This window comes from Arthrobacter sp. Rue61a, from assembly GCF_000294695.2.
GTDB lineage: Bacteria > Actinomycetota > Actinomycetes > Actinomycetales > Micrococcaceae > Arthrobacter > Arthrobacter aurescens_A.
Genome location: NC_018531.1, coordinates 2,629,549 through 2,655,179, shown reverse-complemented (window position 1 = coordinate 2,655,179; position 25,631 = coordinate 2,629,549). Strand labels below are relative to the sequence as shown.

The 25,631-nt window shown below is 61.9% G+C and carries 21 protein-coding genes and 1 pseudogene; 17 read left to right on the top strand and 5 right to left on the bottom strand.

Features of this window, described 5'->3' with window-relative positions:
• The first annotated feature begins 9 nt into the window (after nucleotides 1-9).
• The 7 genes and pseudogenes from ARUE_RS12025 (at nucleotide 10) to holA (ending at nucleotide 9,855) form a co-directional block, all read left to right on the top strand.
• Complete coding sequence (locus tag ARUE_RS12025; protein WP_011774933.1) at nucleotides 10-762, top strand: MIP/aquaporin family protein; 753 nt, start codon at nucleotides 10-12, stop codon at nucleotides 760-762.
• A 75-nt stretch (nucleotides 763-837) separates the two neighbouring features.
• Nucleotides 838-2,351 (top strand): annotated as a pseudogene (glpK, locus tag ARUE_RS12020) (glycerol kinase GlpK).
• 361 nt (nucleotides 2,352-2,712) lie between these two features.
• Nucleotides 2,713-5,241 (top strand): leucine--tRNA ligase, encoded by a 2,529-nt coding sequence (leuS, locus tag ARUE_RS12015; protein ID WP_014921963.1) that lies wholly within the window; start codon nucleotides 2,713-2,715, stop codon nucleotides 5,239-5,241.
• Between the two features lie 59 nt (nucleotides 5,242-5,300).
• Nucleotides 5,301-6,284: a DegV family protein gene (locus ARUE_RS12010; protein WP_498602253.1), complete on the top strand. Its 984-nt coding sequence runs from the start codon at nucleotides 5,301-5,303 to the stop codon at nucleotides 6,282-6,284.
• 448 nt (nucleotides 6,285-6,732) lie between these two features.
• On the top strand, nucleotides 6,733-7,188 hold the full coding sequence (locus ARUE_RS24695; protein WP_286139663.1) for a helix-hairpin-helix domain-containing protein: 456 nt from the start codon (nucleotides 6,733-6,735) through the stop codon (nucleotides 7,186-7,188).
• Nucleotides 7,181-8,920: a ComEC/Rec2 family competence protein gene (locus tag ARUE_RS12000; RefSeq protein ID WP_043470310.1), complete on the top strand. Its 1,740-nt coding sequence runs from the start codon at nucleotides 7,181-7,183 to the stop codon at nucleotides 8,918-8,920. The genes ARUE_RS24695 and ARUE_RS12000 overlap by 8 nt, the downstream gene beginning before the upstream one ends.
• Nucleotides 8,839-9,855 carry a DNA polymerase III subunit delta gene (gene holA / locus ARUE_RS11995; protein ID WP_043470307.1) on the top strand — a complete coding sequence of 339 codons (1,017 nt, stop codon included), beginning with the start codon at nucleotides 8,839-8,841 and terminating at the stop codon, nucleotides 9,853-9,855. Before ARUE_RS12000 ends, holA begins: the two co-directional genes overlap by 82 nt.
• A 108-nt stretch (nucleotides 9,856-9,963) precedes the next feature.
• Here the strand turns inward: holA and rpsT are convergent, their stop codons facing one another.
• Nucleotides 9,964-10,224 (bottom strand): 30S ribosomal protein S20, encoded by a 261-nt coding sequence (gene rpsT, locus ARUE_RS11990; RefSeq protein WP_011774926.1) that lies wholly within the window; start codon nucleotides 10,222-10,224, stop codon nucleotides 9,964-9,966.
• A 184-nt stretch (nucleotides 10,225-10,408) separates the two neighbouring features.
• A complete protein-coding gene (locus ARUE_RS11985) occupies nucleotides 10,409-10,957 on the bottom strand; it encodes a type II toxin-antitoxin system PemK/MazF family toxin (RefSeq protein WP_011774925.1) in 549 nt (182 codons plus the stop codon).
• 158 nt (nucleotides 10,958-11,115) lie between these two features.
• On the opposite strand from ARUE_RS11985, the gene lepA reads away from it, so the two are divergent.
• Entirely contained in the window at nucleotides 11,116-12,969 is a 1,854-nt protein-coding gene (lepA, locus tag ARUE_RS11980) for a translation elongation factor 4 (protein ID WP_011774924.1), read from the top strand.
• Nucleotides 12,970-14,199, top strand: coding sequence for a radical SAM family heme chaperone HemW (gene hemW / locus ARUE_RS11975; protein ID WP_011774923.1), 1,230 nt, complete (start codon nucleotides 12,970-12,972; stop codon nucleotides 14,197-14,199).
• Between the two features lie 35 nt (nucleotides 14,200-14,234).
• On the opposite strand, the gene ARUE_RS11970 is transcribed toward hemW, so the two are convergent.
• Together ARUE_RS11970 and ARUE_RS11965 are read right to left on the bottom strand one after the other, a co-directional pair.
• Nucleotides 14,235-14,648 carry a DUF4870 domain-containing protein gene (locus tag ARUE_RS11970; RefSeq protein ID WP_026005318.1) on the bottom strand — a complete coding sequence of 138 codons (414 nt, stop codon included), beginning with the start codon at nucleotides 14,646-14,648 and terminating at the stop codon, nucleotides 14,235-14,237.
• A gap of 122 nt (nucleotides 14,649-14,770) precedes the next feature.
• Nucleotides 14,771-15,622, bottom strand: coding sequence for a DUF3097 domain-containing protein (locus tag ARUE_RS11965; RefSeq protein WP_014921958.1), 852 nt, complete (start codon nucleotides 15,620-15,622; stop codon nucleotides 14,771-14,773).
• A gap of 191 nt (nucleotides 15,623-15,813) precedes the next feature.
• On the opposite strand from ARUE_RS11965, the gene hrcA reads away from it, so the two are divergent.
• Genes hrcA through ARUE_RS11950 form a run of 3 tightly spaced genes read left to right on the top strand, consistent with a single transcriptional unit; the run spans nucleotide 15,814 to nucleotide 18,769 of the window.
• Nucleotides 15,814-16,821, top strand: coding sequence for a heat-inducible transcriptional repressor HrcA (gene hrcA / locus ARUE_RS11960; RefSeq protein WP_014921957.1), 1,008 nt, complete (start codon nucleotides 15,814-15,816; stop codon nucleotides 16,819-16,821).
• A gap of 50 nt (nucleotides 16,822-16,871) precedes the next feature.
• Nucleotides 16,872-17,999 carry a molecular chaperone DnaJ gene (dnaJ, locus tag ARUE_RS11955; protein WP_011774919.1) on the top strand — a complete coding sequence of 376 codons (1,128 nt, stop codon included), beginning with the start codon at nucleotides 16,872-16,874 and terminating at the stop codon, nucleotides 17,997-17,999.
• A 2-nt stretch (nucleotides 18,000-18,001) separates the two neighbouring features.
• Nucleotides 18,002-18,769, top strand: a complete 768-nt coding sequence (locus ARUE_RS11950; RefSeq protein ID WP_014921956.1) for a 16S rRNA (uracil(1498)-N(3))-methyltransferase — start codon at nucleotides 18,002-18,004, stop codon at nucleotides 18,767-18,769.
• Nucleotides 18,770-18,781: 12 nt separating this feature from the next.
• Here the strand turns inward: ARUE_RS11950 and ARUE_RS11945 are convergent, their stop codons facing one another.
• Nucleotides 18,782-19,654, bottom strand: a complete 873-nt coding sequence (locus tag ARUE_RS11945; RefSeq protein WP_043470302.1) for a GerMN domain-containing protein — start codon at nucleotides 19,652-19,654, stop codon at nucleotides 18,782-18,784.
• A gap of 429 nt (nucleotides 19,655-20,083) precedes the next feature.
• Here ARUE_RS11945 and ARUE_RS11940 point away from each other — a divergent pair, with 429 nt between their 5' ends.
• From ARUE_RS11940 to ARUE_RS11920, 5 genes are all read left to right on the top strand, one after another.
• Nucleotides 20,084-21,193 (top strand): PhoH family protein, encoded by a 1,110-nt coding sequence (locus ARUE_RS11940; protein WP_043470299.1) that lies wholly within the window; start codon nucleotides 20,084-20,086, stop codon nucleotides 21,191-21,193.
• Nucleotides 21,190-21,663, top strand: a complete 474-nt coding sequence (gene ybeY, locus ARUE_RS11935; RefSeq protein WP_011774915.1) for an rRNA maturation RNase YbeY — start codon at nucleotides 21,190-21,192, stop codon at nucleotides 21,661-21,663. Before ARUE_RS11940 ends, ybeY begins: the two co-directional genes overlap by 4 nt.
• Nucleotides 21,660-22,991 carry a hemolysin family protein gene (locus ARUE_RS11930; RefSeq protein ID WP_011774914.1) on the top strand — a complete coding sequence of 444 codons (1,332 nt, stop codon included), beginning with the start codon at nucleotides 21,660-21,662 and terminating at the stop codon, nucleotides 22,989-22,991. The genes ybeY and ARUE_RS11930 overlap by 4 nt, the downstream gene beginning before the upstream one ends.
• Nucleotides 22,975-23,937, top strand: coding sequence for a GTPase Era (gene era / locus ARUE_RS11925; protein ID WP_017197589.1), 963 nt, complete (start codon nucleotides 22,975-22,977; stop codon nucleotides 23,935-23,937). The genes ARUE_RS11930 and era overlap by 17 nt, the downstream gene beginning before the upstream one ends.
• Before the next feature lie 106 nt (nucleotides 23,938-24,043).
• Nucleotides 24,044-25,606: an LCP family protein gene (locus ARUE_RS11920; RefSeq protein WP_011774912.1), complete on the top strand. Its 1,563-nt coding sequence runs from the start codon at nucleotides 24,044-24,046 to the stop codon at nucleotides 25,604-25,606.
• Nucleotides 25,607-25,631 lie beyond the last annotated feature (25 nt).

Sequence of the window (25,631 nt, the reverse complement as noted above, 5' to 3'; positions counted from 1 at the left end):
GAGTCAAAGATGTCTCTTGGAATTGTTTTCCTTTCCGAAGTATTCGGAACCATGATGCTGACCCTGCTGGGTTGCGGTGTCGTGGCAAACGTTGCGCTCAAAGGCACCAAGGGCAACAACGGTGGATTCTTGATGGTGACGTGGGGCTGGGGTATTGCGGTCTTCGCGGGCGTCTTCGTGGCAGCAAAGTCCGGTGCGCACCTTAACCCGGCCGTCACTCTAGGCCTGCTGGTCAACGGCAAGCCAGAGTACGCACCCGGTGTGCCGGTGGACTTCGCCTCCACCCTGACGTACTTCGGCGCTGAACTCCTGGGCGCGTTCCTGGGTGCCGTTGTCTGCTGGCTCGCTTACAAGCAGCACTTCGATGAGGAGCCCCTGGCAGCCAACAAGCTGGGCACCTTCTCCACCGGACCGGCCATCCGCTCCACCCCGTGGAACCTGATCACTGAAATCATCGGCACCTTCGTCCTGGTCTTCGTCATCCTGACCTTTGGCGGCACCCCCTCGGGTCTCGGCCCGCTGGCTGTCGCACTGCTTGTTGTTGGTATCGGCGTTTCCCTCGGTGGCCCCACCGGCTATGCCATCAACCCTGCACGTGACCTTGGCCCCCGCATCGCGCACGCCGTCCTCCCCATCAAGGGCAAGGGCACCAGTGACTGGGCCTACTCATGGATTCCCGTTGTAGGACCGCTTGTTGGCGGAGCACTTGCCGGCCTCGTGGCCCTCTGGGTCCCTGACATCATGCCTGCACTCGCCGGCTAATCCCGAACGCACCTCACTTATCCGCACGCTGTAGATAACCACTGATTAGCAAACAACCAAGACAAGGACGTCACCATGAATCAATACGTCATCGCCATCGACCAAGGCACCACCAGCTCGCGCGCCATTGTTTTCGATCACGCGGGCAACATCGTGTCTACCGGCCAGATGGAACACGAGCAGATCTTCCCGCAGGCAGGATGGGTGGAGCACAACCCCGCCGAGATCTGGAACAACACCCTGAGGTCATCGGCTCGGCCCTGTCGAAGGCCAACCTGACACGGCACGACATTGCCGCCGTCGGAATCACCAACCAGCGCGAAACAGCTGTCGTCTGGGACAAGAACACCGGCGAGGCCGTCTACAACGCCATCGTTTGGCAAGACACCCGCACCCAGTCAATCGTCGATGAGCTGGCCCAGGACGGTGGACCGGAGCGCTTCAAACAGAAGGTCGGCCTGCCCCTGGCCACCTACTTCTCCGGCACCAAGATCAAATGGATCCTGGATAACGTTGACGGCGCCCGCGAACGCGCAGAAGCCGGCGACCTCCTGTTCGGAAACACCGACGCCTGGGTTCTGTGGAACCTGACCGGCGGCGTTGACGGCGGCGTGCACGTCACCGACGTCACCAACGCATCCCGCACCCTGTTCATGGACCTCGAGACCCTGCAGTGGGACCAGGAAATCCTGGACATCTTCGGCGTACCGGCCTCCATGATGCCCGCCATCAAGTCCTCCTCCGAGGTCTACGGCCATGTCCACACGTCACAGCTGCTCCGGGAAACGCCTGTTGCCGGCATCCTCGGTGACCAGCAGGCGGCAACCTTCGGCCAGGCCGCGTTCCAGCCCGGCGAAGCCAAAAACACCTACGGAACCGGCTGTTTCCTGATCTTCAACACCGGCGAGGAAATCGTTCACTCCAAGAACGGACTCCTCACCACCCTCGGATACAAGCTGGGCGACGCCAAGCCGCACTACGCCCTTGAAGGCTCCATCGCCGTCACCGGGTCCCTGATCCAGTGGCTCCGCGACAACCTCGGCATGATCAGCTCGGCCCCTGAGGTGGAGGAACTGGCCGCGGGTGTTAAGGACAACGGTGGCGTCTACATCGTCCCCGCCTTCTCAGGCCTGTTCGCCCCCTACTGGCGGGCAGACGCACGCGGTGCCATCGTGGGCCTCACGCGTTTCGCCAACAAGGGCCACATCGCCCGCGCGGCACTGGAAGCTACCGCCTTCCAGACCCGCGAGGTACTCGACGCCGTCAACGCAGACTCGGGTGTTCCGCTCACCGAGCTGAAGGTCGACGGCGGCATGGTCGCCAACGAGGCACTCATGCAGTTCCAGGCAGACATCCTGGGCGTACCTGTAGTCCGCCCGAAGGTTGTGGAAACCACGGCCCTCGGTGCAGCCTATGCAGCCGGCCTGGCCGTGGGATTCTGGAAAGACCTGGGCGAGCTCAGCGCCAACTGGAACGAGGACAAGCGCTGGGAGCCCCAGCTCCCGGCAGAGGAGCAGGAGCGTCAGCTTCGACTCTGGAAGAAGGCCGTGACAAAGTCCATGGACTGGGTCGACGAAGACGTGAAGTAGTTCAAAAAAGGGGCCGATGACTCCCGCCCGCCCGTCCCCAGCTGCTCCCGCCGCTCACAAGCTCGCGGTGGGGCCCTCGCAGCTGGGGGCCCACCGCGGGTGCCACCACACCATGGCGGGGAGTCATCGGCCCCTTTTTCGACGCTGTGCGCCGCGCCGCCAACCATGATTTGCCGGTGAGTGGAACGTTGATCGTGCGCTATTGTAGATCTATGCGTGCGATCCTTCTGCTTAGCTAGCCGCTCGGCTTTCACTAGCCGTGCGGCCGCCCCTCCATTGTTGAGGGGCTTTTGTGTGTCCGGGGGTATCCGGGACCGCAGCAGGAGGGAAAACCGCCATCGAAGAACAGAAGAGGGCAGCAGTGAGCGTTAAGCCGGAGACAGAGACCGGGACAGCACAAACAGCCGCAGCCGAAGCGCCTGAAGAAGGCGTCTACAGCTTCGCTGCGATGGAAGCCAAGTGGCCGCAGGTCTGGGAAGACCTTAAGGTCTTCACTCCCGCCGACGACGGTTCCCGGGAACGCCGCTACGTGCTGGACATGTTCCCTTACCCCTCCGGCGATCTGCACATGGGCCACGCCGAAGCGTTCGCGATGGGTGACGTCGTAGCGCGTTACCTGCGTCAGAAGGGCTTCGACGTTCTGCACCCCATCGGCTGGGACTCTTTCGGCCTCCCCGCTGAGAACGCTGCGATCAAACGCAATGCCCACCCCAGCGAGTGGACCTACGCGAACATCGATACGCAGGCAGCGTCGTTCAAGCGCTACGCAATCTCTGCCGACTGGTCCCGCCGCCTCCACACCTCGGATCCCGAGTACTACCGGTGGACGCAGTGGCTGTTCAAGCGCTTCTACGAGCGTGGCCTGGCCTACCGCAAGGATTCGCCCGTCAACTGGTGCCCTAAGGACCTCACCGTGCTCGCGAACGAGCAGGTAGTTAACGGTGCCTGCGAACGCTGCGGCACGCCTGTCACCAAGAAGTCCCTGAACCAGTGGTACTTCAAGATCACTGACTACGCCGACCGCCTGCTGGAAGACATGGACCAGCTCCAAGGTCACTGGCCCGAGCGCGTTCTGGCCATGCAACGCAACTGGATCGGCCGCTCCGAAGGCGCCCACGTGCGGTTCGTCATTGAAGCCACCGCGGACCGTGCCGAGCGCGAAGTCACCGTATTCACCACCCGTCCGGACACCCTCTACGGTGCAACGTTCTTCGTTGTCGCAGCCGACGCGCATTTGGCGCTGGACCTGGTTACCCCGGAACAGCACGATGAACTCATGGCCTACCGCGAGAAGGTCAAGGCGCTCTCCGAAATCGAACGCCAGTCCACCGAACGCGAGAAAACCGGCGTCTTCACCGGCCGCTACGCCATCAACCCGCTCAACGGCGAAAAGCTCCCCGTCTGGGCTGCTGACTACGTTCTGGCCGACTACGGCACCGGCGCCATCATGGCCGTCCCGGCACACGACCAGCGGGACCTCGACTTCGCCAGGACCTTCGGTCTCCCTGTCCGTGCGGTCCTGGACACCGGTGACGAAGACCCGGCCGAGACGGGTGTCGCCACCGCGGGAGAAGGCACGCTCAAAAACTCCGGCGAGCTGGACGGGCTGTCCAAGTCCGAAGGCATTCCCGCAGCGATCGAGATCCTCGAGAAACTGGGAACCGGCGAGAAGTTCGTCAACTTCCGGTTGCGGGACTGGCTGCTGAGCCGCCAGCGCTTCTGGGGTACCCCCATCCCCATCATTCACTGCGGTGAATGTGGCGAAGTGCCCGTCCCCGATGACCAGCTACCCGTCAGGTTGCCGGACGACCTTCGCGGTGAGGCGTTGTCGCCGAAGGGGACCTCCCCGCTGGCCGCCGCAGTCGAATGGGTCAACGTCGAGTGCCCTAACTGTGGACGCGCCGCGCAGCGGGACACCGACACCATGGATACCTTCGTGGATTCGTCCTGGTACTTCCTGCGCTTCGTTTCCCCGGACTACACCGAAGGCCCGTTCGATCCCGAAAAGATCAACAACTGGATGCCGGTGGGGCAGTACGTGGGCGGAGTGGAGCACGCCATCCTTCACCTGCTCTACGCACGTTTCTTCACCAAGGTCATCAAGGACATCGGCCTGATCGAAGCCAACGAACCGTTCTCCGCACTCCTCAACCAGGGCCAGGTGCTCAACGGCGGCAAGGCCATGAGCAAGTCCCTCGGCAATGGCGTGGATTTGGGCGAGCAGTTGGACAAGTTCGGCGTCGACGCCGTTCGCCTCACCATGGTCTTCGCCTCCCCACCTGAGGACGACGTCGACTGGGCGGACGTTTCGCCGTCCGGTTCGGCCAAATTCCTGGCCCGCGCCTGGCGCCTGGGCCAGGACGTCAGCAGCGAACCGGGCGTTGATCCGGCCACTGGTGACCGTGCCCTGCGCACCGTGACCCACAAGACCATCGCCGATGCCGCTGAACTGCTGGACAACAACAAGTTCAACGTCGTGGTTGCCCGCCTGATGGAGTTGGTCAATGCCACGCGCAAAACCATCGATTCGGGGGCAGGCGCCGCAGATCCGGCTGTTCGTGAAGCGGTGGAAGCCGTAGCCGTGATCCTGAGCCTCTTTGCGCCCTACACGGCTGAGGACTTGTGGAACACGCTCGGTCACCCGGCTTCCGTTGCGAATGCAGGCTGGCCGAAGCACGACGATGCACTGCTGGTACAGGACACCGTGACCGCTGTGGTCCAGGTGCAGGGCAAGGTTCGCGACCGTCTGGACGTTTCGCCGGACATCACCGAGGACGCGCTGCGTGAGCTCGCCCTGGCCTCGGAGAACGTCCAGCGTGCCTTGGACGGCCGCGGCATCCGTACAGTCATCGTGCGGGCACCTAAACTGGTGAACATCGTTCCTGCCTAGCAGGGATAGTGCGGCCGCCGGCATTCTGCCGGCGGCCAGCCATCATCTTTGGAGGTTGCGTGCCTGAGCGAGAACCACCCGCATGGATATGGCTCAAGGAAAGAGTGGCGCGCCTCCGGCAGCCCGCGGCACCGGTTCCTGTCGCTGACGTGCCGCTGGCCGCCGTCGTCAAAACTGCGGTCGTCACCGATTCCGCCGCGGCCCTGCCGTCGGACTGGGTGTCTGCTTTCACCGCGGACGGCCGATTGGCGGTTGTTCCGATGCCAGTCATGGTGGGCAACGAAATTTACGGCGAAGGCGAAGACGACATCACGCAGACCCTGTCTTTGGCTCTTGCCTCAGGCGCTTCGGTGAAAACTTCACGGCCATCGCCTGGCCAGTTTGAACAGGCGTACCTCGCTGCGCAGCGCCACGGATTTGAGGCTGTGGTGTCCATCCACATTTCCTCCGAACTCTCCGGAACCGCCGATGCCGCAAGGTTGGCTGCCGCACGCGTCACCATCCCGGTTGAAGTCGTGGACTCGCGCACCGTGGGGATGGCGCAAGGCATGGGAGTCCAAAGTGCAGTGGTGGCAGCAGCCGATGGCCAAGGAGCGGCAGAAGTCCGCGGCTTCGCCGAGAAGCGCATGGAGCGGACCAAGGTCTACTTCTACGTGCCCAGCCTCGAACAATTGAGGCGGGGCGGGCGCATCGGCGCGGCAGCATCCCTGTTCGGTACTGTCCTGGCCATCAAACCCATCCTGGCGGTCGACGGCGGCAGGATCGTACCGCTGGAAAAGGTCCGTTCCGCTGTGCGCGCCGTTGCCCGTTTGGAGGAGATCGTTGCAGCAGACGTGGCATCCCGCCCGGCCGGGCAGCAGCGATTGGCGGTTCACCACTTTGGCAATCAGTTGGAGGCAGAAGCCTTGGCCGCCCGTCTTAGCGAGAAGTGCCCGGATTGCCCGGCACCTCAAATCAGCGCACTGCCGGCTGTGTTGGCAGCACATGCAGGTTTAGGTGTTCTTGCAGTCATCGTGGGGGAGAGCAGCACGCCAACAGACTGACCCTTCGCTCGTCTTATCCACATAGAGCACCTCGTCCCCGTCGGGCGGGCAGCGGCGGCCATAGGCTCGTTTCATGCCACGCCGGAACCGGGATACGTCCCCAGATGCCGCAGCGCAGGCAGTCCGGCAGCGTTTTGCCTCTCGTCTCGGGGCGAACCCCCAGACACCTCCGCTCTTACAGCTGCCCGTCGAGGCGGATCCGACGACTGATCACTCATATCGAAAATCCGAGACCCGTCCTGCGCGGACTCGTTGGCGAACCCCTTGGCGGGTTGCCGCCCTGCTGGCCGTTGTAGGAGCTGGCATTATTGCCTGGCACTTGTGGCAATCGGCCGTGGGGCATCCAATTTCTGAACCCCTCACACCGTCGATGTCAGCGGGCCCCGGGCTACCAAGTCCGTCAGAGTCCCAGCATCCAGAGGCCAGGGAGGCTGGGAGGAGCCTTCTTGTGCACGTTGCCGGTGCCGTGCAGAAGCCCGGCGTGGTGGCTTTACCGGAGGGCAGCCGGGTTTTCCAGGCGATAGATGCGGCCGGGGGTGCTGCGTCCAACGCCGAACTCAACGGGCTCAACCTTGCTGAGGTGCTAAGTGATGGGGTCAAGATTCATGTTCCGAAAGTAGGGGAGGTCCCGCAGCCTCCGCCATCGCCACTAGCTGGCGGTTCCGGTAGCCCCGGTGCAACGGCCGGCCCTGCGGCCGGAGGTGCCAAGGTCAACATCAACACTGCCTCACTGGAGGAACTGGGGACGCTGCCCCGAGTGGGGCCGGTGACTGCGCAAGGCATTATTGACTGGCGGAAAGAGCACGGCCCATTTGCATCCGTGGAGGAACTTGACGCCGTTGATGGCATCGGTCCTAAGCTCATGGAGTCTCTCAAGGATCTTGTGACGGTGCAGGGTGGCTGATCCGGTGGCAGGAACGGTTGAACCCGCTGGGGGCGCGACGGCATCGAAGCGCACGGATCTGCGGCTTGTTCCTGCCGTGCTGGTCACGTGGTCCGTTGCACTTGCCGGAGCCTTCATCGACGCAGCGTGGTCCGCCCCTGTGGCAGGAGTACTGGCCGTGGTCGGGGGACTGCTCCTGGTTGGGGCGCGGCGTCGCGGAGCGGCATCGGTTCGTGCCGGAACGATGGCTGCCACCTTAGCCCTCGCCTGTGTCCTGGGTGCAGCAGTAGCTGTTCATTGTGCTGTTGTGGCCAACACACGGGAGACCGGACCATTGTCTGAGGCGGTGGCAAGGGGAGGCGGTGTCTTCATTCAACTGCTGGTCACAGGAATGCCTGCGGAGGTCCCCACGCCGAGCCAATCCGGTGGAAACAGATGGTCGGTGACTGCGACGTCGCTTGAGCTCACATCCAACGGAACTGTCATTCGTGGTTCCGCAGACGTGATGGTTGTTGGAGGAACTGGCTGGCAAGACGTGCGGCCCGGGCAAAGCATTAGAACTTCAGGAACACTCAAGGCTGTGCGGGAAGGACAAACACAGGCAGCTCTCCTGTCCGCGTCCTCCGCTCCCATCATCATGACGTCGGCTTTTGATGTCCGACGGTCCGCCGGTGAGGTACGTCGACAGTTTGTGGCAGCGTCGAGTTGGTTGCCTCCGGACGCGGCCGGTCTGATGCCGGGAATGGTCACGGGGGACACCACCGCCCTGCTGGAAAGTCTTGAGGCGGATATGAAGACCACCGGAATGACACATCTCACCGCAGTTAGTGGTGCAAACTGCAGCCTGGTGCTGGGAAGCTTCATTTTGCTGGCGAGATGCCTGAGGCTCACCCGCCCGGTTGCCGGAGTTTTGGCGGCGTGCGGTCTTATGGCTTTTGTTGTCATGGTGGGGCCGGACCCGAGTGTTTTACGTGCTGCTGTCATGGGGACCGTGGGGCTGGCTGCCCTCATCGGTGGCCTGCGGGGCAGGTCCCTCACTTTCCTCTGCCTTGCCACCATCGTTCTTTTGCTGCTCGATCCGAGCATGGCGGCAAATGTCGGGTTCCTCCTGTCCGTTCTGGCAACGCTGGGTATCGTGCTGCTGGCCACGCGCGTTGCGTCGTGGATGCCTTCCAGCGTGCCACGGTGGTTGGCTGCCGGGTTGGCCGTACCGTTGTCGGCCCAGTTGCTGTGCGGCCCGGTGATTGTGGCCCTTCAACCACAGTGCACTCCTTACGCACTCATCGCGAACGTGGTGGCCGGTCCTTTGGTGGCTCCGGTGACTATCCTTGGGACGATCGCCGTTCCACTGGCTGCGACCCTTCCTTGGTTGGCAGTGGTACCTATCGCCGTTGCGGGAACATGTGCAGGTGCCGTGGCGGGTATGGCGAGGTTCTTCGCCCATATGCCCGGGGCGGCCCTGCCGTGGGCCGAAGGCCCGGCTGGAGTGGTGGCCATGGCTACCATGTCACTTTTGAGCATCCCGATCGTTTGGATGTTGCTGCACCCGGCAGGGGTGTGGGGCCGTGTCCTGGGCGTGCACCACATCATCGTGTTGCTTCTTGAGCGCGGGGTCATCACCAAACATGGCAGACTTGAAGCCTGCAAAGAAACGTCCGGAAGGAACTACCAGTGGCTGCTGCCCAAAACACCCGGGCCAAGAGCGTCGCGGCGAACACCGTCAGCTGGCGTGATGCGGCGCCGGCCGCCGTAGTCCTGATCATGGGCCCGGAAGAGTATCTTGGTATCCGCGCCATGGACGGCATCCGTAGCCACGTGCGAACCGCTACACCGGATGTTGAGCTCAGCCGGTTGAACGCGGGTGCCTACGAGGCCGGGTCGTTGGCGATGACCGTTACCCCGTCTCTCTTCGGCGAGGGCAAGCTCATCGAGGTCGAGGGTCTCGAGGCCATGAATGACGCCTTCCTGTCCGACGGATTGGCCTACCTTCAGCATCCGGACCCAGACGTTGTCCTCGTCCTTCGCCATGCCGGGGGAGTCCGGGGCAAGAAGCTGCTCGACGCCGTCAAGTCCGCCGGATGGCCCGTCATCGATTGCCAACCCCTGAAGAAAGACTCTGACAAGACCGCGTTTGTCGTCTCCGAGTTCAGGGCCGGCGGACGACGCATTGAGGGCGAGGCTGTCCAGGCCTTGGTGAATGCGGTGGGCGCCAATCTTTCCGAGCTTGCTGCTGCCTGCAGCCAGTTGATTGCCGACGCCACCACAGCCGTCACAGCCGAGACTGTTGAGCGCTACTACGGCGGCCGAGTTGAAGCTACGGCTTTCAAGGTGGCCGATGCTGCCATGGCCGGCAACGGACCGGTTGCACTGTCCACCCTGCGCCACGCCTTGGCCACCGGCGTTGATCCCGTTCCCCTGGTTGCAGCACTGGCTGCCAAGCTGAGGACCTTGGCCAAAGTTGCGGGTGCCAACGGTTCACCCGCCACCATCGCCAAAAACCTGGGTATGCAGCCGTGGCTTGTGGAACAGGCCCAGCGTGATGTCCGCCGCTGGACCCCGGAAGGCCTGATCCGCTCCATCCAAGTCATTGCAGAAGCCGATGCCCAAGTGAAGGGCGAGTCGCGGGACCCTGTCTACGCGGTTGAGCACGCGGTCACGGTCATCGCCACCTCGGCCAGTCGCCGCTGATGTCGGCCGCCGCTTGTGCGCGTCGGTGCTGACTGGCCTGCTTAAACCCAAAGGCCGGCGCCCATGGGGCGCCGGCCTTTTGATCAGCTCAGTCGAACTGGAAAAACCTTAGAGTGCGTTGACCTTCTTGGAGATCGCCGACTTGCGGTTTGCAGCGTTGTTCTTGTGAATAACGCCCTTGCTGACAGCCTTGTCCAGCTTGCGGCTGGCAGCAACAAGTGCAGTTCCAGCAGCATCCTTGTCAGCAGACTCAACGGCGGTGTTGACGGCGCGGATGGCCGTCTTCAGCTCGGACTTGACAGCGTTGTTACGCAGGCGAGCCTTCTCGTTGGTGAGGATGCGCTTCTTCTGGGACTTGATATTAGCCACGTATGAACTCTCTTTTTAATGCGGAAATGGTCTAGAGGGTTTTCAGGTTGGCCATCGACTGAGCGGCGTGGGGATGCCTATGGCAGCCAACCATGTATGGCCGTCGACCTGCACGGACACACAGCTATAAAGGATAGCAGAAAGTATGGCTCACCCACGACTCGTCGTTTTAGTTGCAGGCGGTTCAGTTCCCACCGTGCCTGGCGCGCACGGCCCGGGAGACCTCCATAAACGGTGTTTTCCCCAAGATTGCGCCTTCGCGCCGGATTGCCTCGGGATCCAGGCGGATGATGCGGCCTACGTTGATCTCACTCGCCCGGCCCTGTCGATCCCAGGAACCCGCTCCAATATCAACGTAGTCATCCGCCCTGTTCCCGTTGTCGTGGTCTTTGGATGTCAGCATCAGCCCCAGGAGCCAGCCGCCGTCCCGTCCAATAAGAAGGACGGGCCGGTCCTTACCGCGTGAGTGATCCTCTTCGTATGGGACCCAACTCCATACGATCTCCCCGGGATCCGGTTGGCCGTCAGGCTTGGGGGAGTAGTTCACTTTGACGGCCCCGCGGAAGTCGCCGGGGTAGGAGCCGGGCGGGTGCCCGACGGCGGTCCGCCGGGATTGATTGCCCGGAGCGCTCGAGGGGGCGCCCAAGGGGGTGCCGGCGTTGGTGCGGCTGCCTCCCAGCGCCTTGAATGATCGCAGGAGAAGTTTGCCCAAGGGGCGCAAGTCGAAAGCCATGTGACAACGCTACAACCGTCCACTGCGGACGCCCGGCAGGCAATGTACGGCGAAGCGCCGGTTCATGGGAGACTAGAGGATCAGATGCGCGGCGTTTTCCGGCTGGCCTATGCCCAGTCGCGGAATTGCCGTGTGAGTGTCGACAGTAAGGATCCTGCGTGTCTCCCATGGCCCGCACCGCACCGGTGCCCGCCGCAACAGATCCGGCCATCATCCGGAACTTCTGCATCATTGCCCACATTGACCACGGTAAGTCCACCTTGGCCGACCGCATGCTGCAGTACACCGGCGTCGTTAAGCAACGCGACATGAAGGCCCAGTATCTGGACCGTATGGATATCGAACGTGAGCGCGGCATCACCATCAAGTCCCAGGCTGTTCGCATGCCGTGGGAACTCGATGGCAACAGCTACGCGCTGAACATGATCGATACTCCCGGCCACGTCGACTTCACCTACGAAGTTTCCCGTTCCTTGGCAGCTTGTGAAGGCGCAGTGCTGTTGGTGGATGCGGCCCAGGGCATTGAGGCTCAAACCCTCGCGAACTTGTACTTGGCGATGGAAAACAACCTCACCATCATTCCTGTGCTGAACAAGATCGACCTTCCGGCCGCGCAGCCCGAGAAGTATGCGGCGGAACTGGCCAACCTCATTGGTGGCGACCCCGAGGATGTCCTCAAGGTTTCCGGCAAGACCGGCGTAGGCGTGGAGGCGTTGCTGGACAAGATTGTCCGCGACCTTCCAGCGCCCGTTGGTGATCCCAACGCTCCTGCCCGCGCCATGATTTTCGACTCTGTTTATGACACCTACCGCGGCGTGGTCACCTACGTCCGCGTGGTGGACGGCATGCTTCACCCGCGCGAACGCATTCAGATGATGTCCACCCGGGCAACGCACGAGCTCTTGGAGATTGGTGTCAGCTCCCCGGAGCCCACACCGTCCAAGGGCCTGGGCGTCGGCGAGGTGGGGTACCTGATCACAGGTGTGAAGGACGTCCGCCAGTCCAAGGTTGGCGATACTGTCACTAACCTGGCCAAGCCGGCCTCGGAGTCGCTCAGCGGCTACGCCGACGCCAAGCCGATGGTCTTCTCCGGTCTCTACCCGCTGGACGGCACAGATTACCCTGTCCTCCGCGATGCCCTCGAAAAGCTGATGCTCAACGACGCCGCGCTGGTTTACGAGCCCGAGACGTCTGCAGCGCTGGGCTTCGGCTTCCGCGTAGGGTTCCTCGGCTTGCTGCACCTCGAAATCACGCGTGAGCGCCTCGAACGCGAGTACAACCTCGACCTCATCTCAACTGCTCCCAACGTGGAGTACGAGGTGACCCTTGAGGACAAGAAGGTCATCCACGTCACCAACCCCAGCGAGTACCCCACGGGCAAGATCTCCGAGGTCCGTGAACCAATGGTGTCCGCAACCATCCTGGCGCCCAACGAGTTCGTGGGTTCCATCATGGAACTGTGCCAGAGTCGCCGTGGCCAGATGCGCGGGATGGACTACCTGTCCGAAGACCGCGTGGAGCTTCGCTATTGGATCCCGCTGGCTGAGATTGTGTTCGACTTCTTCGACCTCCTGAAGTCCAAGACCCGCGGCTACGCATCGCTGGACTGGAAGGCCGATGGCGAGCAGGTGGCGGACCTGGTCAAGGTGGACATCCTGCTGCAGGGTGAGCAAGTGGATGCTTTCAGCGCCATCACCCACCGTGACAAGGCCTACGCCTACGGTGTGATGATGACGGGGAAGCTCCGTGAGCTTATTCCGAGGCAGCAATTCGAGGTACCCATCCAGGCCGCTATCGGATCCCGCATCATTGCCCGTGAGAGCATCCGGGCCATCCGTAAGGACGTTCTTGCCAAGTGCTACGGCGGTGACATCACCCGTAAGCGCAAGCTGCTCGAGAAGCAGAAGGAGGGCAAGAAGCGCATGAAGATGGTGGGCCGCGTGGAGGTGCCCCAAGAGGCATTCATTGCAGCCCTGACCACTGACGAGTCCAAGGACAAGGCCAAGAAGTAGATGCCCAGCGTCCTACCTTTGGGCGACCCGGCACCTGCGGATGGCATATTGCCTCCGCAGGTGTTGGCCGGCGTCGAGCACCGCAAGTTCGGGCTCTATGTCCACATACCGTTCTGTGCCGTGCGGTGTGGCTATTGCGATTTCAACACCTACACTGCAACCGAACTCGGTGGCGGTGCATCGCAGGACGCCTACGCTTCCACGGCCGTATCCGAGCTGGACTTCGCCTCTCTGGCACTTGACGCCTCCGGTTTGCCTCGACGTCCCCTCAGCACTGTCTTCTTTGGCGGTGGTACCCCAACGCTCCTCCCGGCGGAAGACCTGGCGCGGATCCTGCGTGCCGCCGTCGGCCATTGGGGCCTGGAGCCCGGCGCCGAGGTGACAACCGAGGCAAATCCAGATTCGGTGACACCTGAATCCCTCAGAGTGTTGGCTGATGCCGGATTCACCAGGGTCTCCTTCGGCATGCAATCCGCGGTTCCGCACGTTCTGAAGGTACTGGACCGCACCCATACGCCCAGCCGTGTGCCACTCGTTGTGCAGTGGGCGCGCGAAGCCGGCCTGGCAGTTAGCCTTGACCTCATTTACGGCACGCCCGGAGAGTCCATGGCCGACTGGCAGCTGTCACTCGAAACTGCGCTCTCGTACCAACCAGATCACATCAGTGCCTACGCGTTGATTGTGGAGGACGGCACCAAACTTGCGGCCCAGATACGTCGCGGCGAAGTACCCGGTATTGACGATGACGACCACGCCTCCAAGTACGAGTTGGCCGACAAGATGATCTCTGAAGCGGGCTTGAACTGGTACGAGGTCAGCAATTGGTCCCGGACGCCGGAACAGGCTTGCCGGCATAATCTTGCCTATTGGCGCGGAGATGACTGGTGGGGCATCGGCCCCGGAGCCCACTCCCACGTGGGTGGTGTCCGATGGTGGAACGTCAAGCACCCCACGGCGTATGCCTCACGGCTCGGGAGCGGAACCTCACCGGCTGCCGGACGGGAAACCCTCGACGTCGAAACCCGGGAAGTTGAGCGCATCATGCTTGAAGCGCGGCTTGGAACAGGGTTGTCCGTGGACGCCCTGGACGCGATCGGACGGCATGCGATGGCCGGGCTGATTGCCGACGAACTGGTTGACCCGGTGCAGGCATTCAAGGGTCGCTTGGTCTTGACCCTGAAGGGTCGGCTCTTGGCTGACGCCGTAGTCCGAAGGATTCTTCCCGACTAACCTCTGCGCCCTTCCCTCTGGAGGGGGAGGGCGGGCTACTTAATCCAGCGCAGGTTGACCTTGTAACGGTGAGGCTGCCCGTGGTTGACCCGGATTCCCGCCGAGACGGAGAAGCACGTCAGTGCCACCCAGATAGCCGTGGCGATGACGGCGAAGATGTTGCCCACCACGGGCAGCAGCACCAGGATGTTGGCCAGCACTGCAGCGATGGTGGGAGGCAGCGTGAAGTTCAGGGCTTCTTTTGATTCCTGCGCGGTGAACGGCCCGCGATCCCGGAAAATCAAGTAGATCAGAAGGGACGGCAGGCATCCCAGGATGCCGCCGAAGTGGGCCAGCGTAGCCCACTGCCTGTCCTCGCTGGCCGTCAACGGTAGTGCGTTGGCAGGCGCGCCATGGTACTGGGGCCGGCCTGCGGCGCTGCCCGGTTCTTCAGGAGCGTTATCTGCCACGGTGTCTTCCCTTTGCTGTAAAGATGCTGCGGTGTTGCTGTCCCAGAATACCGGCCCCAACGTGCTTCCCGGGACCAACGCCCCTTTGACACGGTGGTTGATGTTCCTTCGTGGACGTTGCCTCAGGGAACTGTCAGGAAATCGATGACTTCCTCAACGCGTCCCAGCAGCGATGCCTCGAGGTCGGCATACGTGCGTACTGCACCAAGGAGACGTTGCCAGCCCAAGCCTATGTCCTCGGCAGTCTCGTGGGGCCAGCCGAACGCGCTGAGGATTCCCGTCTTCCAGTCGATCCCGCGGGGGACTTCCGGCCATGCCTCAATGCCCAGGACCTTTGGCCGGATGGCCTGCCAGACGTCCACGTAGGGGTGGCCGACAATCAAAACGTTTCCTGCAGCCCCCGGTACCGTCATGGCATCGGCGGCGATGCGCGACTCTTTGGAGCCGGGGACAAGGTGGTCCACCAAGATGCCGAGTCGGCGACCCGGCCCGGGGTTGAAGGCAGCGATGGCCGACTTCAGGTCGTCTACGCCATGCAATGGCTCCACGACGATGCCTTCCACGCGGAGATCGTCACCCCAGACCTTCTCGACGAGTTCGGCGTCGTGCTTTCCTTCCACCCAGACGCGGCTCGCCTTGGCCACCTGGGCACGTTGGCCCTGTACCCTCACGGATCCGGAGGCTGTCCGGGTGGAAGGGGCGGCAGAGGCGGCAGGGCGGGCAGCAGGAGGCATAAGCCGTATGGCCTGGCCCTCCAACAGGAACCCGTATCCGAGCTGGAAAGATTTGGTCTTTCCGCGCCGGTCCTCAAGGGAGACCACATGCATTCCGCCCGATTTCTCAACGCGGGTGACTTCGCCCACCCAGCCGGACTGGACGTCCTCGAGGACCATTCCCCGCTGGACGGCTACTTCCGGCAGCTGCTTTTTGGCTGGAGCGGACAGATCCTGCGGTCCCCAATTGTCGAAAGCCAAGGGATTCCTACCTTTGTGCTGGTTTATGGTGCGGGCCGAAGCCGGCCGCGGCAGGTTTCAATGCTAGCAACGGGGTGGCTCATACTAGACTTGTTAGCACTTGGGCATGTTGAGTGCTAAGTGTGGTGGTCCGATTGAGATCCCGCGTTGACCGGTCCCAGGGACCATGGCAGTCGTCAGGAGGTGGAGCAATGAGTGAGCCGCGCAAGCTTGAGGTGCTGCGTGCCATCGTTGAGGATTACGTGCATTCCAGGGAACCTGTCGGTTCGAAGGCCCTCGTGGAGCGGCACCATCTTGGCGTTTCCAGTGCCACCATCAGGAACGACATGGCTGTCTTGGAAGAGGAAGGCCTCATCGCGGCACCCCACACCAGTGCAGGGAGAATCCCTACGGACAAGGGCTACCGCCTGTTCGTCGACCGCATTTCGCAGGTAAAGCCGCTCTCGGCCGCCGAACGCAGGGCCATCCATTCGTTACTAGAGGGCCCCGATGAGGTTGACGACATCCTGGAGCGCACCGTAAGGCTCCTGTCGCAGCTGACCAATCAGGTGGCCGTCGTGCAGTATCCGCATTCCAACCGCGCACTGGTCCGTCACGTGGAGTTCGTCCTGTTGGGCCCAAAGCAGGTGCTCGTGGTCCTCATCGCGGACACCGGCAGCGTAGGGCAGAAGGTCATCGACGCCGGCTCGGACGTAAGCAACGAAGCCTTGATGCTCCTGAGGTCCCGCTTCCTCGGCAGCATTGCCGCCACGCAACTGGCTCTCTTGCCGCAGGTGCTCCCATCGGTAGTTGCCCTGTGCCCGCCGGAGCTCCGCAGCCTGGCGCAGACGTTGGCCCAGGGGCTCCAATCGCTCAGTGACACCAGCCGAGAAGAGCGCATCCTGATGGCAGGAACGGCCAACCTTGCGCGCTCCAACGTGGATTTCCCCCTGAGCATCGGTCCCGTGCTGGAAGCACTCGAGGAACAAGTTGTCATGCTCCGGTTGTTGTCCGATATGGGGGATGACCCCCGCGGAGTCACTGTGAGCATTGGACGCGAGAATCCGTACGACGGCTTGGCTGAGGCATCCGTCGTGGCTACGGGCTACGGCTCCGGCGCCAAGGTGGGGATTCTCGGTCCCACACGCATGGACTATCCCACCACCATGGCAGCCGTTCGTGCCGTGGCCCGTTACCTTTCCCGCATTCTCGGCGGCTGAACACCGGTCCGAGGAAACATCCGCAGTACAACAAGGAAGAGATACCGACTTTGAGCAGCCACTATGACGTTTTGGGAGTCTCGCCGGAAGCCACCGGGGAAGAGATCAAAAAGGCGTACCGCAAGTTGGCGCGGAAACTGCACCCCGACGTAAACCCCGGTGAGGATGTCGCGGAACAGTTCAAGGCCGTGACCCACGCTTACGAAGTGTTGTCAGACCCCCAGAAACGCCGGGTCTACGACGCCACGGGCAATGAGAACGGCACCGACAACGGTTTCGGTGGCGGCTATTCCGGCCAGGGTTTCGCGTTCCAGGACATCTTCGACACCTTCTTTGGTGGAGGCGGTGGCCACGGTGGACCGGCCTCCCGTGTCCGTCGCGGCCAGGACGCGCTCATCAGCGTCCGCATCGACCTGAAGGACGCCGTGTTCGGCGTCAACAAGAAGCTTGAAGTGGACACCGCCGTTGTCTGCCCCACCTGTGATGGCAGCTGCTGCCGCCCGGGCACCCATCCGGAGCGCTGCGACATTTGCGGTGGCAGTGGCCAGGTTCAGCGGGCTGTCCGATCCATCCTCGGCCAAGTCATGACCACCGCCCCCTGCGGTTCCTGCGAAGGCTTCGGCACCGTCATCAAGGATCCCTGCAACGAGTGCAACGGGCAGGGCCGTATCCGCAGCCGCCGTTCCCTCACCATCAAGGTCCCGGCAGGCGTCGCAACCGGTACGCGCATCCAGCTGTCCGGACAGGGCGAAGCGGGGCCCGCAGGTGGTCCTGCAGGTGACCTCTATGTAGAGATCCGGGTTAACAACGACGCCATGTTCATGCGTGAAGGCGACGACCTTCACGCCACGCTCAGCGTGCCCATGACGGCGGCCGCGCTGGGAACCGAGCTGCAGCTGGACACTTTCGACGGCGCACAGGACATTGATGTGAAGGCCGGCACGCAATCGGGAGAAGTCATTACCCTCCGCGGCCTGGGTGTCACGCACCTCCGGGGCTACGGCCGTGGCGACCTCAAGGTGCACCTGCATGTGGAGACGCCCAGCAAGCTCGACCCCGCCCAGGAAGAACTCTTGCAGCAGCTGGCCAAGCTGCGTGGCGAGCAGTTTACGGAAGGAAAGCTTGTGGCCAGCGGCGGTATGTTCGCAAAGCTGCGGGACAAGCTCGGTAACCTGTAGCGGTGAGCAATCCTGTTTTCTTCACGCCGGCGGGTTCCCTCGGTCAGGTAGTCCCTGGTTCCACCTTCGTCCTCGAGGGTGCAGAGGCCCGGCATGCTGTCACGGTTAAGCGCCTGACCACAGGCGAGCCCGTGGATATTGCAGATGGTGCCGGCGTGCGGCTGACAGGGACAGTGGTCGACGCCGGATCCAGCACCTTGACGGTTAAGGCCTCCGAAGTGCTGTTCGAGGAGCAACCGGAGGTCCGGCTGGTGCTGGTCCAGGCCCTGGCTAAAGGCGACCGCGACGAACTCGCCATCGAGACTGCCACGGAACTCGGCATAGATGCTGTTATCCCCTGGCAGTCCGAGCGTGCAATCGTGCGGTGGAAGGGTGAGAGGGCCGCCAAAGCACATGCGAAGTGGCAGTCGGTGGTCACAGCCGCGGCCAAGCAGGCGCGGCGTGCCTGGATTCCCGAGGTGCGGTCCATTGTGGATACCGTTGCTTTGGCCAAGGCCGTAGCGGACGCTGACATGGCCATCATCCTGCATGAAGACGCCAAGAACCCCCTGAGGACTGTCCTTGAAGAGTTGGCGGCGTTACCTAACGAAGGTGAGCCGCGCGAAGTTCTCTTGATCGTGGGACCTGAGGGCGGAATCTCACCGCGCGAAGTAACTCGGCTCAGCGACTCGGGCGCGGTGACGGCCCTCTTGGGTCACCATGTCTTGCGGTCGTCGACGGCGGGACCAGCCGCCGTCGTTCTTGCCAGCGACGTTCTGGGCCGCTGGTAGTCAGCCCGCAGACTAACCGACGTTGAACAAGCGGGTATCGGTGCTCGTTTCGATGGTTGCGCCCGCTTCATCGACTTGTGAAACCCGCAGCTCATACTTTCCGGTCTTCAGCGTGGCGCTGAAAGTGAAAAGACCATATTGTCCCGGCTCACCGGTTGCCTTGGTCTGGCCTGTGAGCAGGCTGGTCTTTTCGCCCTTGCCGTCGTCTTGGAGGATCTGCCAGCTGACGGGCCTTGAGCTGTCGGTGCTGCGGCCATTGAATTTGACTACACCCGCGGGCAAGGATGTTTCCTCCTGCGGATCGATAATCCACAGCGGTGCCACCAAAGATGCGTTCCGCTCCATGGGTTGGCCGAGCTGCACCTGCCCGAACGCCATGTAGTCCTTGTGCCCGTCAACCAAAATGACTACTTGGATCTGCTGGCCGGAGTTGATAAGTCCCGAGGACGAGGCTGCTGCCGTAGCTGTATAGACCAACTGCTGAACGGCGCGATGTGCCATTCCGGCGTCGAGGTTTGAATTAAAGGCGTCCCGCGAAATATCCACGGTAATCACGTTCTTGCCCGAGATGGACGTGGCGAGGCTTCCCGGGTCCTGCCAAGGCGTGAAGAAGTCGTGGTCCAGGGGTTTCTCAGCCATCATGATCCGGAGCGCTGTAGTCACGGGGTTTCCATCGCTGGAAATGTCCCTGAACTCGCGGTAGAGGTAAACCTCTTCCTTGCTGCGGCCAATCCAGTAGACCGGGATTTTGGTGGAAGCCTGCGTGGTCTCCAGCGGGGCATGGCTGGCCGGGGCATCCTGGACAGTAACAGGCGGTGAACTCGTGATTGCTTGGCTACCGCCGCCATTGGCGATGCAACCGGTCAGCAACAGGACAGCAAGCATCGCCGGCGCGGCGATGACGGACTTCGTCCCTCTGCGCGCGCCGTTCCCTATGCTTACTGGCTTTGTGATGGGTTTCCTGCCTTGCCGTATGTCTCTTGGCGGCCCCAGCCGCAGAAGCCGGGCCGCAGGGTGCTGCTGCCACCCGCTATGCCAGCTTGGCACATCGTCGACGGCGGCCGGCCGGGATTGGGCGGACCGGGGCCAACTGAAACATGATTGATACCCGCTTGATGCCGAGTTGAGACAATATGTCTGACATGACGGCCCCGGCCCGGATGTTGCCGTCGGTTGAGGTTCATCGCAGGCCGGGCTGGCGTAGGATTGAAGACATTCCGGCATCCGGGCTGGCGCCTTTAAGCGGCCACGAATGTCGAATCGATGGCGTTATTACGAACCAACCGGAGGAGAAAAGGCCTTGAGGCCAGCACTATGAGTGAATCTTTGAACGGGCGGCTCAGGACCGGAAACGGCAACCAGCCGCCCACCGAGTTCCCGCACACACTACCGGGTACGCGCACGGAAGTTGTCACGTTCGACAACTCCGACCAGATGGTTCACTCGTTGGGCAGCCACGACGAAGCCTTGCGATACATCGAGGAACAGTTCCAGGACGTCAACTTCCATGTCCGCGGCAATGAGCTCTCCATGACGGGGCCTTCCACCGTCATTCCACGCATCATGCGTCTCTTGGAGGAAGTCCGTGGGCTCGTGGCGAAGGGGACCGTGGTCACTCCGGACATCCTTCAGCAGCTCGTGTCCTTGTTGAGGGTCCAGTCCGTACAGAACCCGGCTGATGTCTTGACGCACAATATTCTGTCCAGCAGGGGCAAGACCATACGGCCCAAGACGCTGAACCAGAAGAACTACGTCGACGCCATTGACGACAACACCGTGATTTTCGGAATCGGTCCCGCAGGTACCGGAAAGACATACCTGGCAATGGCCAAGGCAGTCCAGGCGCTGCAGACAAAGGAAGTCAGTCGGATCATCCTCACCCGGCCTGCGGTGGAAGCGGGGGAACGTCTGGGCTTCCTTCCCGGAACGCTGAGCGACAAGATCGACCCGTATCTTCGCCCGCTGTATGACGCATTGCACGACATGATGGATCCCGAGTCCATCCCGCGCTTGATGGCTGCGGGGACCATCGAGGTCGCACCCCTGGCCTACATGCGTGGACGGACGCTGAACGACGCATTCATCATTCTCGATGAAGCGCAAAACACCACTCCGGAGCAGATGAAGATGTTCCTGACCCGCCTAGGTTTCGGATCAAAAATGGTGGTCACGGGCGATGTCACGCAGATAGACCTGCCTTCCGGTTCAACCTCCGGGTTGCGGATTGTCAGGGAAATCCTGAAGGGAATCGATGACGTCAACTTCTCCATTCTGGAGGCCGCTGACGTCGTCCGGCACCGCTTGGTTGCTGACATCGTCTCCGCCTACAGCACATGGGACGACGCACACCGCACCGACGCCCAGTACAAACCTGGTGCACAAGACAAACCTGGTGCACAGTACAACCGTGGAGTACGCAAATGAGCATTGAAGTAAACAACGAGTCCGGTGTGGTGGTGGACGAAGCCCAGCTGGTGACGTTGTCACGCTTCATCTTTGAGCGTCTGTACATCCACCCCCAAGCAGAGCTGTCCATTCTCCTTGTCGATGAACCGGCAATGGAAAAGCTGCACATCGAACTGATGGACGAGCCCGGGGCTACGGATGTTTTGTCCGTGCCCATGGACGAACTGACGCCGGGCACTCCGGAGAAGCCCACGCCGCAAGGCATGCTGGGCGACATCGCTATTTGCCCTCAGGTGGCCGAGGTACAGGCGCGCAACGCCGGGCACCCCACGCAGGACGAAATGCTGCTCCTGACAACCCATGGCATCCTCCACCTGCTTGGTTTTGACCATGCGGAGCCGGAGGAAAAGGAAGAGATGTTCGGTTTGCAGCGGGAACTGCTGTCTGAATTCCTGGGCAAGGATGCCCCCATGGAGACCATGCAGTGACCTCGATCATCCTGGTCGGCATGGCGCTGGTTTTTCTCAGCTTCGTTGCACTGCTGACCGCAGCCGAGGCTGCGTTCAACTTCCTGCCCCGGCATGAGGCCGAACAATCAATAGTGCGGAGCAAGGGTAAGGCGCTGGGGGGAATTCTCAAGAACCCGATCGCGCACATGCGGGCCCTGCGTTTTTGGCGCGTGTGGTTCGAAATGGCGGCGGCAGTTGCCGTTGCGGTTGTCCTGCATAGTCTGCTGGACAACGTGTGGCTCGCCGGGCTCGCAGCCACGGGAATCATGGCGGTCATCGGCTTCGTGCTGGTGGGTGTTTCACCCAGGCAGTTGGGCCGGGCGCACTCCGGCCCCGTCGTTCGCTTCACTGCACCGCTGATCAGGTTCCTGTGCTGGATTTTGGGACCCATCCCTGGCTGGTTGGTGGCCTTGGGGCAGGCAGTTGCACCAGGTGCCCCGAGCGGGGATGACGCTTTCGTCAGCGAAGAGGAGTTCCGAGAATTCGTGGATCGTGCCGCGGAATCGGACATGATCGAAGACAACGAGGCTGAGCTCATTCATTCGGTCTTCGATTTCGGTGACACCTTGGTGCGTTCGGTGATGGTTCCCCGCACGGACATTGTCAGTATCGGTACGGGCTCGGACCTCGAAACGGCAATGGGCCTTTTCCTGCGGTCCGGCTACTCAAGGATCCCGGTCATTGGTGAGAACACGGACCAGATCCGTGGAATTCTTTACCTCAAGGATGTGGCTGCGGCCATGCATCGCAGCGAACCCGGATTACAAGCCCACGACGTTGACTCGCTCGCACGCGACGTCCGTTATGTCCCGGAATCCAAGCCTGTGAGCGACCTCTTGAGGGAACTTCAAAAAGAGTCCACGCATGTGGCGATCGTCATCGACGAGTACGGCGGCACCGCCGGGCTGGTCACCCTTGAGGACCTCATTGAAGAGATCGTTGGCGAGATTGTGGATGAATACGACGCCGCCGCCGAGGAGGCGGTTGATCTCGGCGATGGCACGTACCGCGTGAGCGCCCGCATGAGCATCGATGACCTGGGCGAACTCTTCGACATCGATCTGGACGACGACGAGGTGGATACGGTCGGCGGTCTTCTTGCAAAAGCCCTTGGCCAGGTTCCCATTGTTGGGAGCTCCGTTGAAGTGAACGGAATATCGCTCCGGGCAGATAGGCTGGAGGGTCGCCGTAACAGGGTCAGCCACATCATTGCGGCAGCCATGCCAAAGGAAGACACTGACTTTGAAGACCTTCTCGATGACGCCGACTCAACGCAACAGGGAGTTCCACGTGAGCAAGCAAAATAAGAAATTCGATGCCGATGCCGATTTCGGTGGCTTCCACGCTGGCTTCTCGGTGCTTGTCGGCCGGCCCAATGCGGGGAAATCGACGCTGACCAACGCGTTGGTTGGCCAGAAAGTGGCCATCACTTCGGCCAAACCGCAAACTACACGGCACACCATTCGCGGTATTGTCCACCGCGACGACGCCCAATTGATCCTTGTGGACACTCCGGGCCTTCACCGCCCGCGTACCCTGCTGGGAAAGCGTCTCAATGAACTTGTTGCAGACACCCTGGCGGAAGTCGATGCCATCGGTTTCTGCCTGCCGGCAAACGAAAAAATCGGCCCCGGCGACAAATACATCGCCGCTCAGCTTGCCGCCGTCGGACGCAAGCCCATCGTGGCACTTGTGACCAAAACCGACCTTGTGGATCGTCAGGCGTTGACGGAGCAATTGCTTGCAGTCGCCGCGTTGGGCCGCGATGTTCTTGGTGAGCAGGGCTGGGCTGACATCGTGCCTGTTTCTGCCGCCGATGGTTTTCAGGTCTCCACTGTTGCAGATGTCCTGATCAGCCACATGCCGTCCTCACCGCCGCTGTATCCTGACGGCGAGCTGACGGACGAGCCTGAGGCCGTCATGATCGCAGAGCTGATTCGCGAAGCGGCACTTGAGGGCGTCCGCGATGAACTTCCGCACTCACTCGCAGTGGTGGTGGAGGAAATCGTTCCCCGTGAGGGCCGGACCGAGGACAACCCGCTGTTGGATGTTCGCGTGAACCTTTATGTTGAGCGGCCTTCCCAGAAGGCCATCATCATCGGCAAGGGCGGAAGCCGTTTGCGTGAGGTGGGAACCAACGCCCGAAAGGGTATCGAGACGCTGCTCGGCACCCGGATCTACCTCGATCTCCACGTTAAAGTAGCCAAAGACTGGCAGCGCGATCCCAAGCAATTGGTCAAACTCGGGTTCTAGTTGGCGTTACTGGATCCGGCGTGGCTACGGGCCCGATAAGGAACTTCCCAGAAACGGCAACTATGATTGCGGGGATCCAGCTGTTTGATGAAAGGTAAACCGAATAGTGCGACGTCGTGACGCCCGCCCGCAGGGCACCGGCACCGCTGGCCCCACCGGGGCGCGCCATGGAGAGGATGCCGACGGTACCCCTCGCCATATGAACGCGCCCAAAGGCCTGCCGCTTTGGTTGAAAATTGTTACCGGCGTGGTCTCCGTTGCGCTGGTGGCAGGCGTTGCCTTTGCGGCTTTCTGGTTTATCCGCCTGCAGACCAATATCACCAAGGCGCCCTTGAGTGCCGGGGAAACCCGCAACGCCGGTGACCCGCTGGTGGACGATAAGACGGATCGCCTGCAGATCCTGATCCTTGGCTCCGATACCCGTGACGGCAAGAACGCCGAATACGGTAGCACTGAGGACTCCACCGGCTATGGCCACTCCGATGTCATGATGCTGCTGGACATCTCCGCGGACAATAAACGCGTCAATGTCTTGAGTTTCCCGCGCGACCTTCTTGTTGACGTGCCCCAATGCACCGACCGTACCAATAACCAGACCTTCCCTGCCCGCAGCGGCGTGATGATCAATGAAGCCATGGCAGAGGCCGGTATTGGTTGCGCGGTGGATACCGTGAACCAGTTGACCGGTTTGGAAATCGACCACTTCATGATGGCTGACTTCAACGCGGTCAAGGAACTCTCACATGCTGTGGGCGGTGTCAATGTTTGCGTCAGTGACCCGGTGTTTGACCCGGATTCCCGGCTCCGCCTCGCCAAGGGTGATTCCTTGGTTGAAGGCGAACAAGCTTTGGCGTTCCTCCGGACCAGGCATGCTTTCGGTGACGGAGGCGACCTTGGCCGCATCAAGGGGCAGCAAGCGTTCCTCTCATCCCTCACCAGGAAGCTCAAGGATGAGGGAACACTGGGTAACCCGCAAAGGCTGTTGCAGATCGCGGATGTGGTCACGCAGAACCTGACTGTGGACGAGGGCCTGGCGTCTGTTCCTTCGCTGCTGACCATTGGCGGGCGGCTCAAGGACATCGATGTTTCCAAGGTGGCGTTCGTAGCGGTGCCCACTCAGGCCGCCGCGGCTGACATTAACAGGTTGGAACTCATCGAGCCCCAGGCATCGCAGCTTTTCGCTGCGCTTCGTGCTGACCTCGACCTCACAACGCCGGGTGCGACGGCTCCTCCTGCACCGAGCGAAAGCCCGGCCCCACAGCCAACGGCTACCACGCCTCCCGCACCTGCGTACGACAAAGCGATTCAGCCGGTGGCCGTTGCCAACGGCAGTGGCGTTGCTACCAGGGCTCAGGAGCTCATGACCGTACTCACAGGGAACGGTTTCGCCCAGACGGTCTCCTACTTGGCTAATCCCGTGGATCAGACGGTGCTTTACTATGGACCGGGCTTCGCGGACGTGGCTGCCGACGTCGCTACACTTTTCGGCATCCCGGCCGCGCAGGTCCAGGAAGCTCCGGGCGTAGCGGGCGTGCAGCTCTACGTGGGTACAGACTTCAGCAGCGGAACGGCGTACGGTGCAGCCTCTGTTCCGTCCGATGTGGTCAATCAAACGGCCAACGATGCTGTTTGCCAACAGGTGAATCCCCTGTACATCGATCAGCAGTAAGTTCCCTGCTTTAGCCGCACACAGC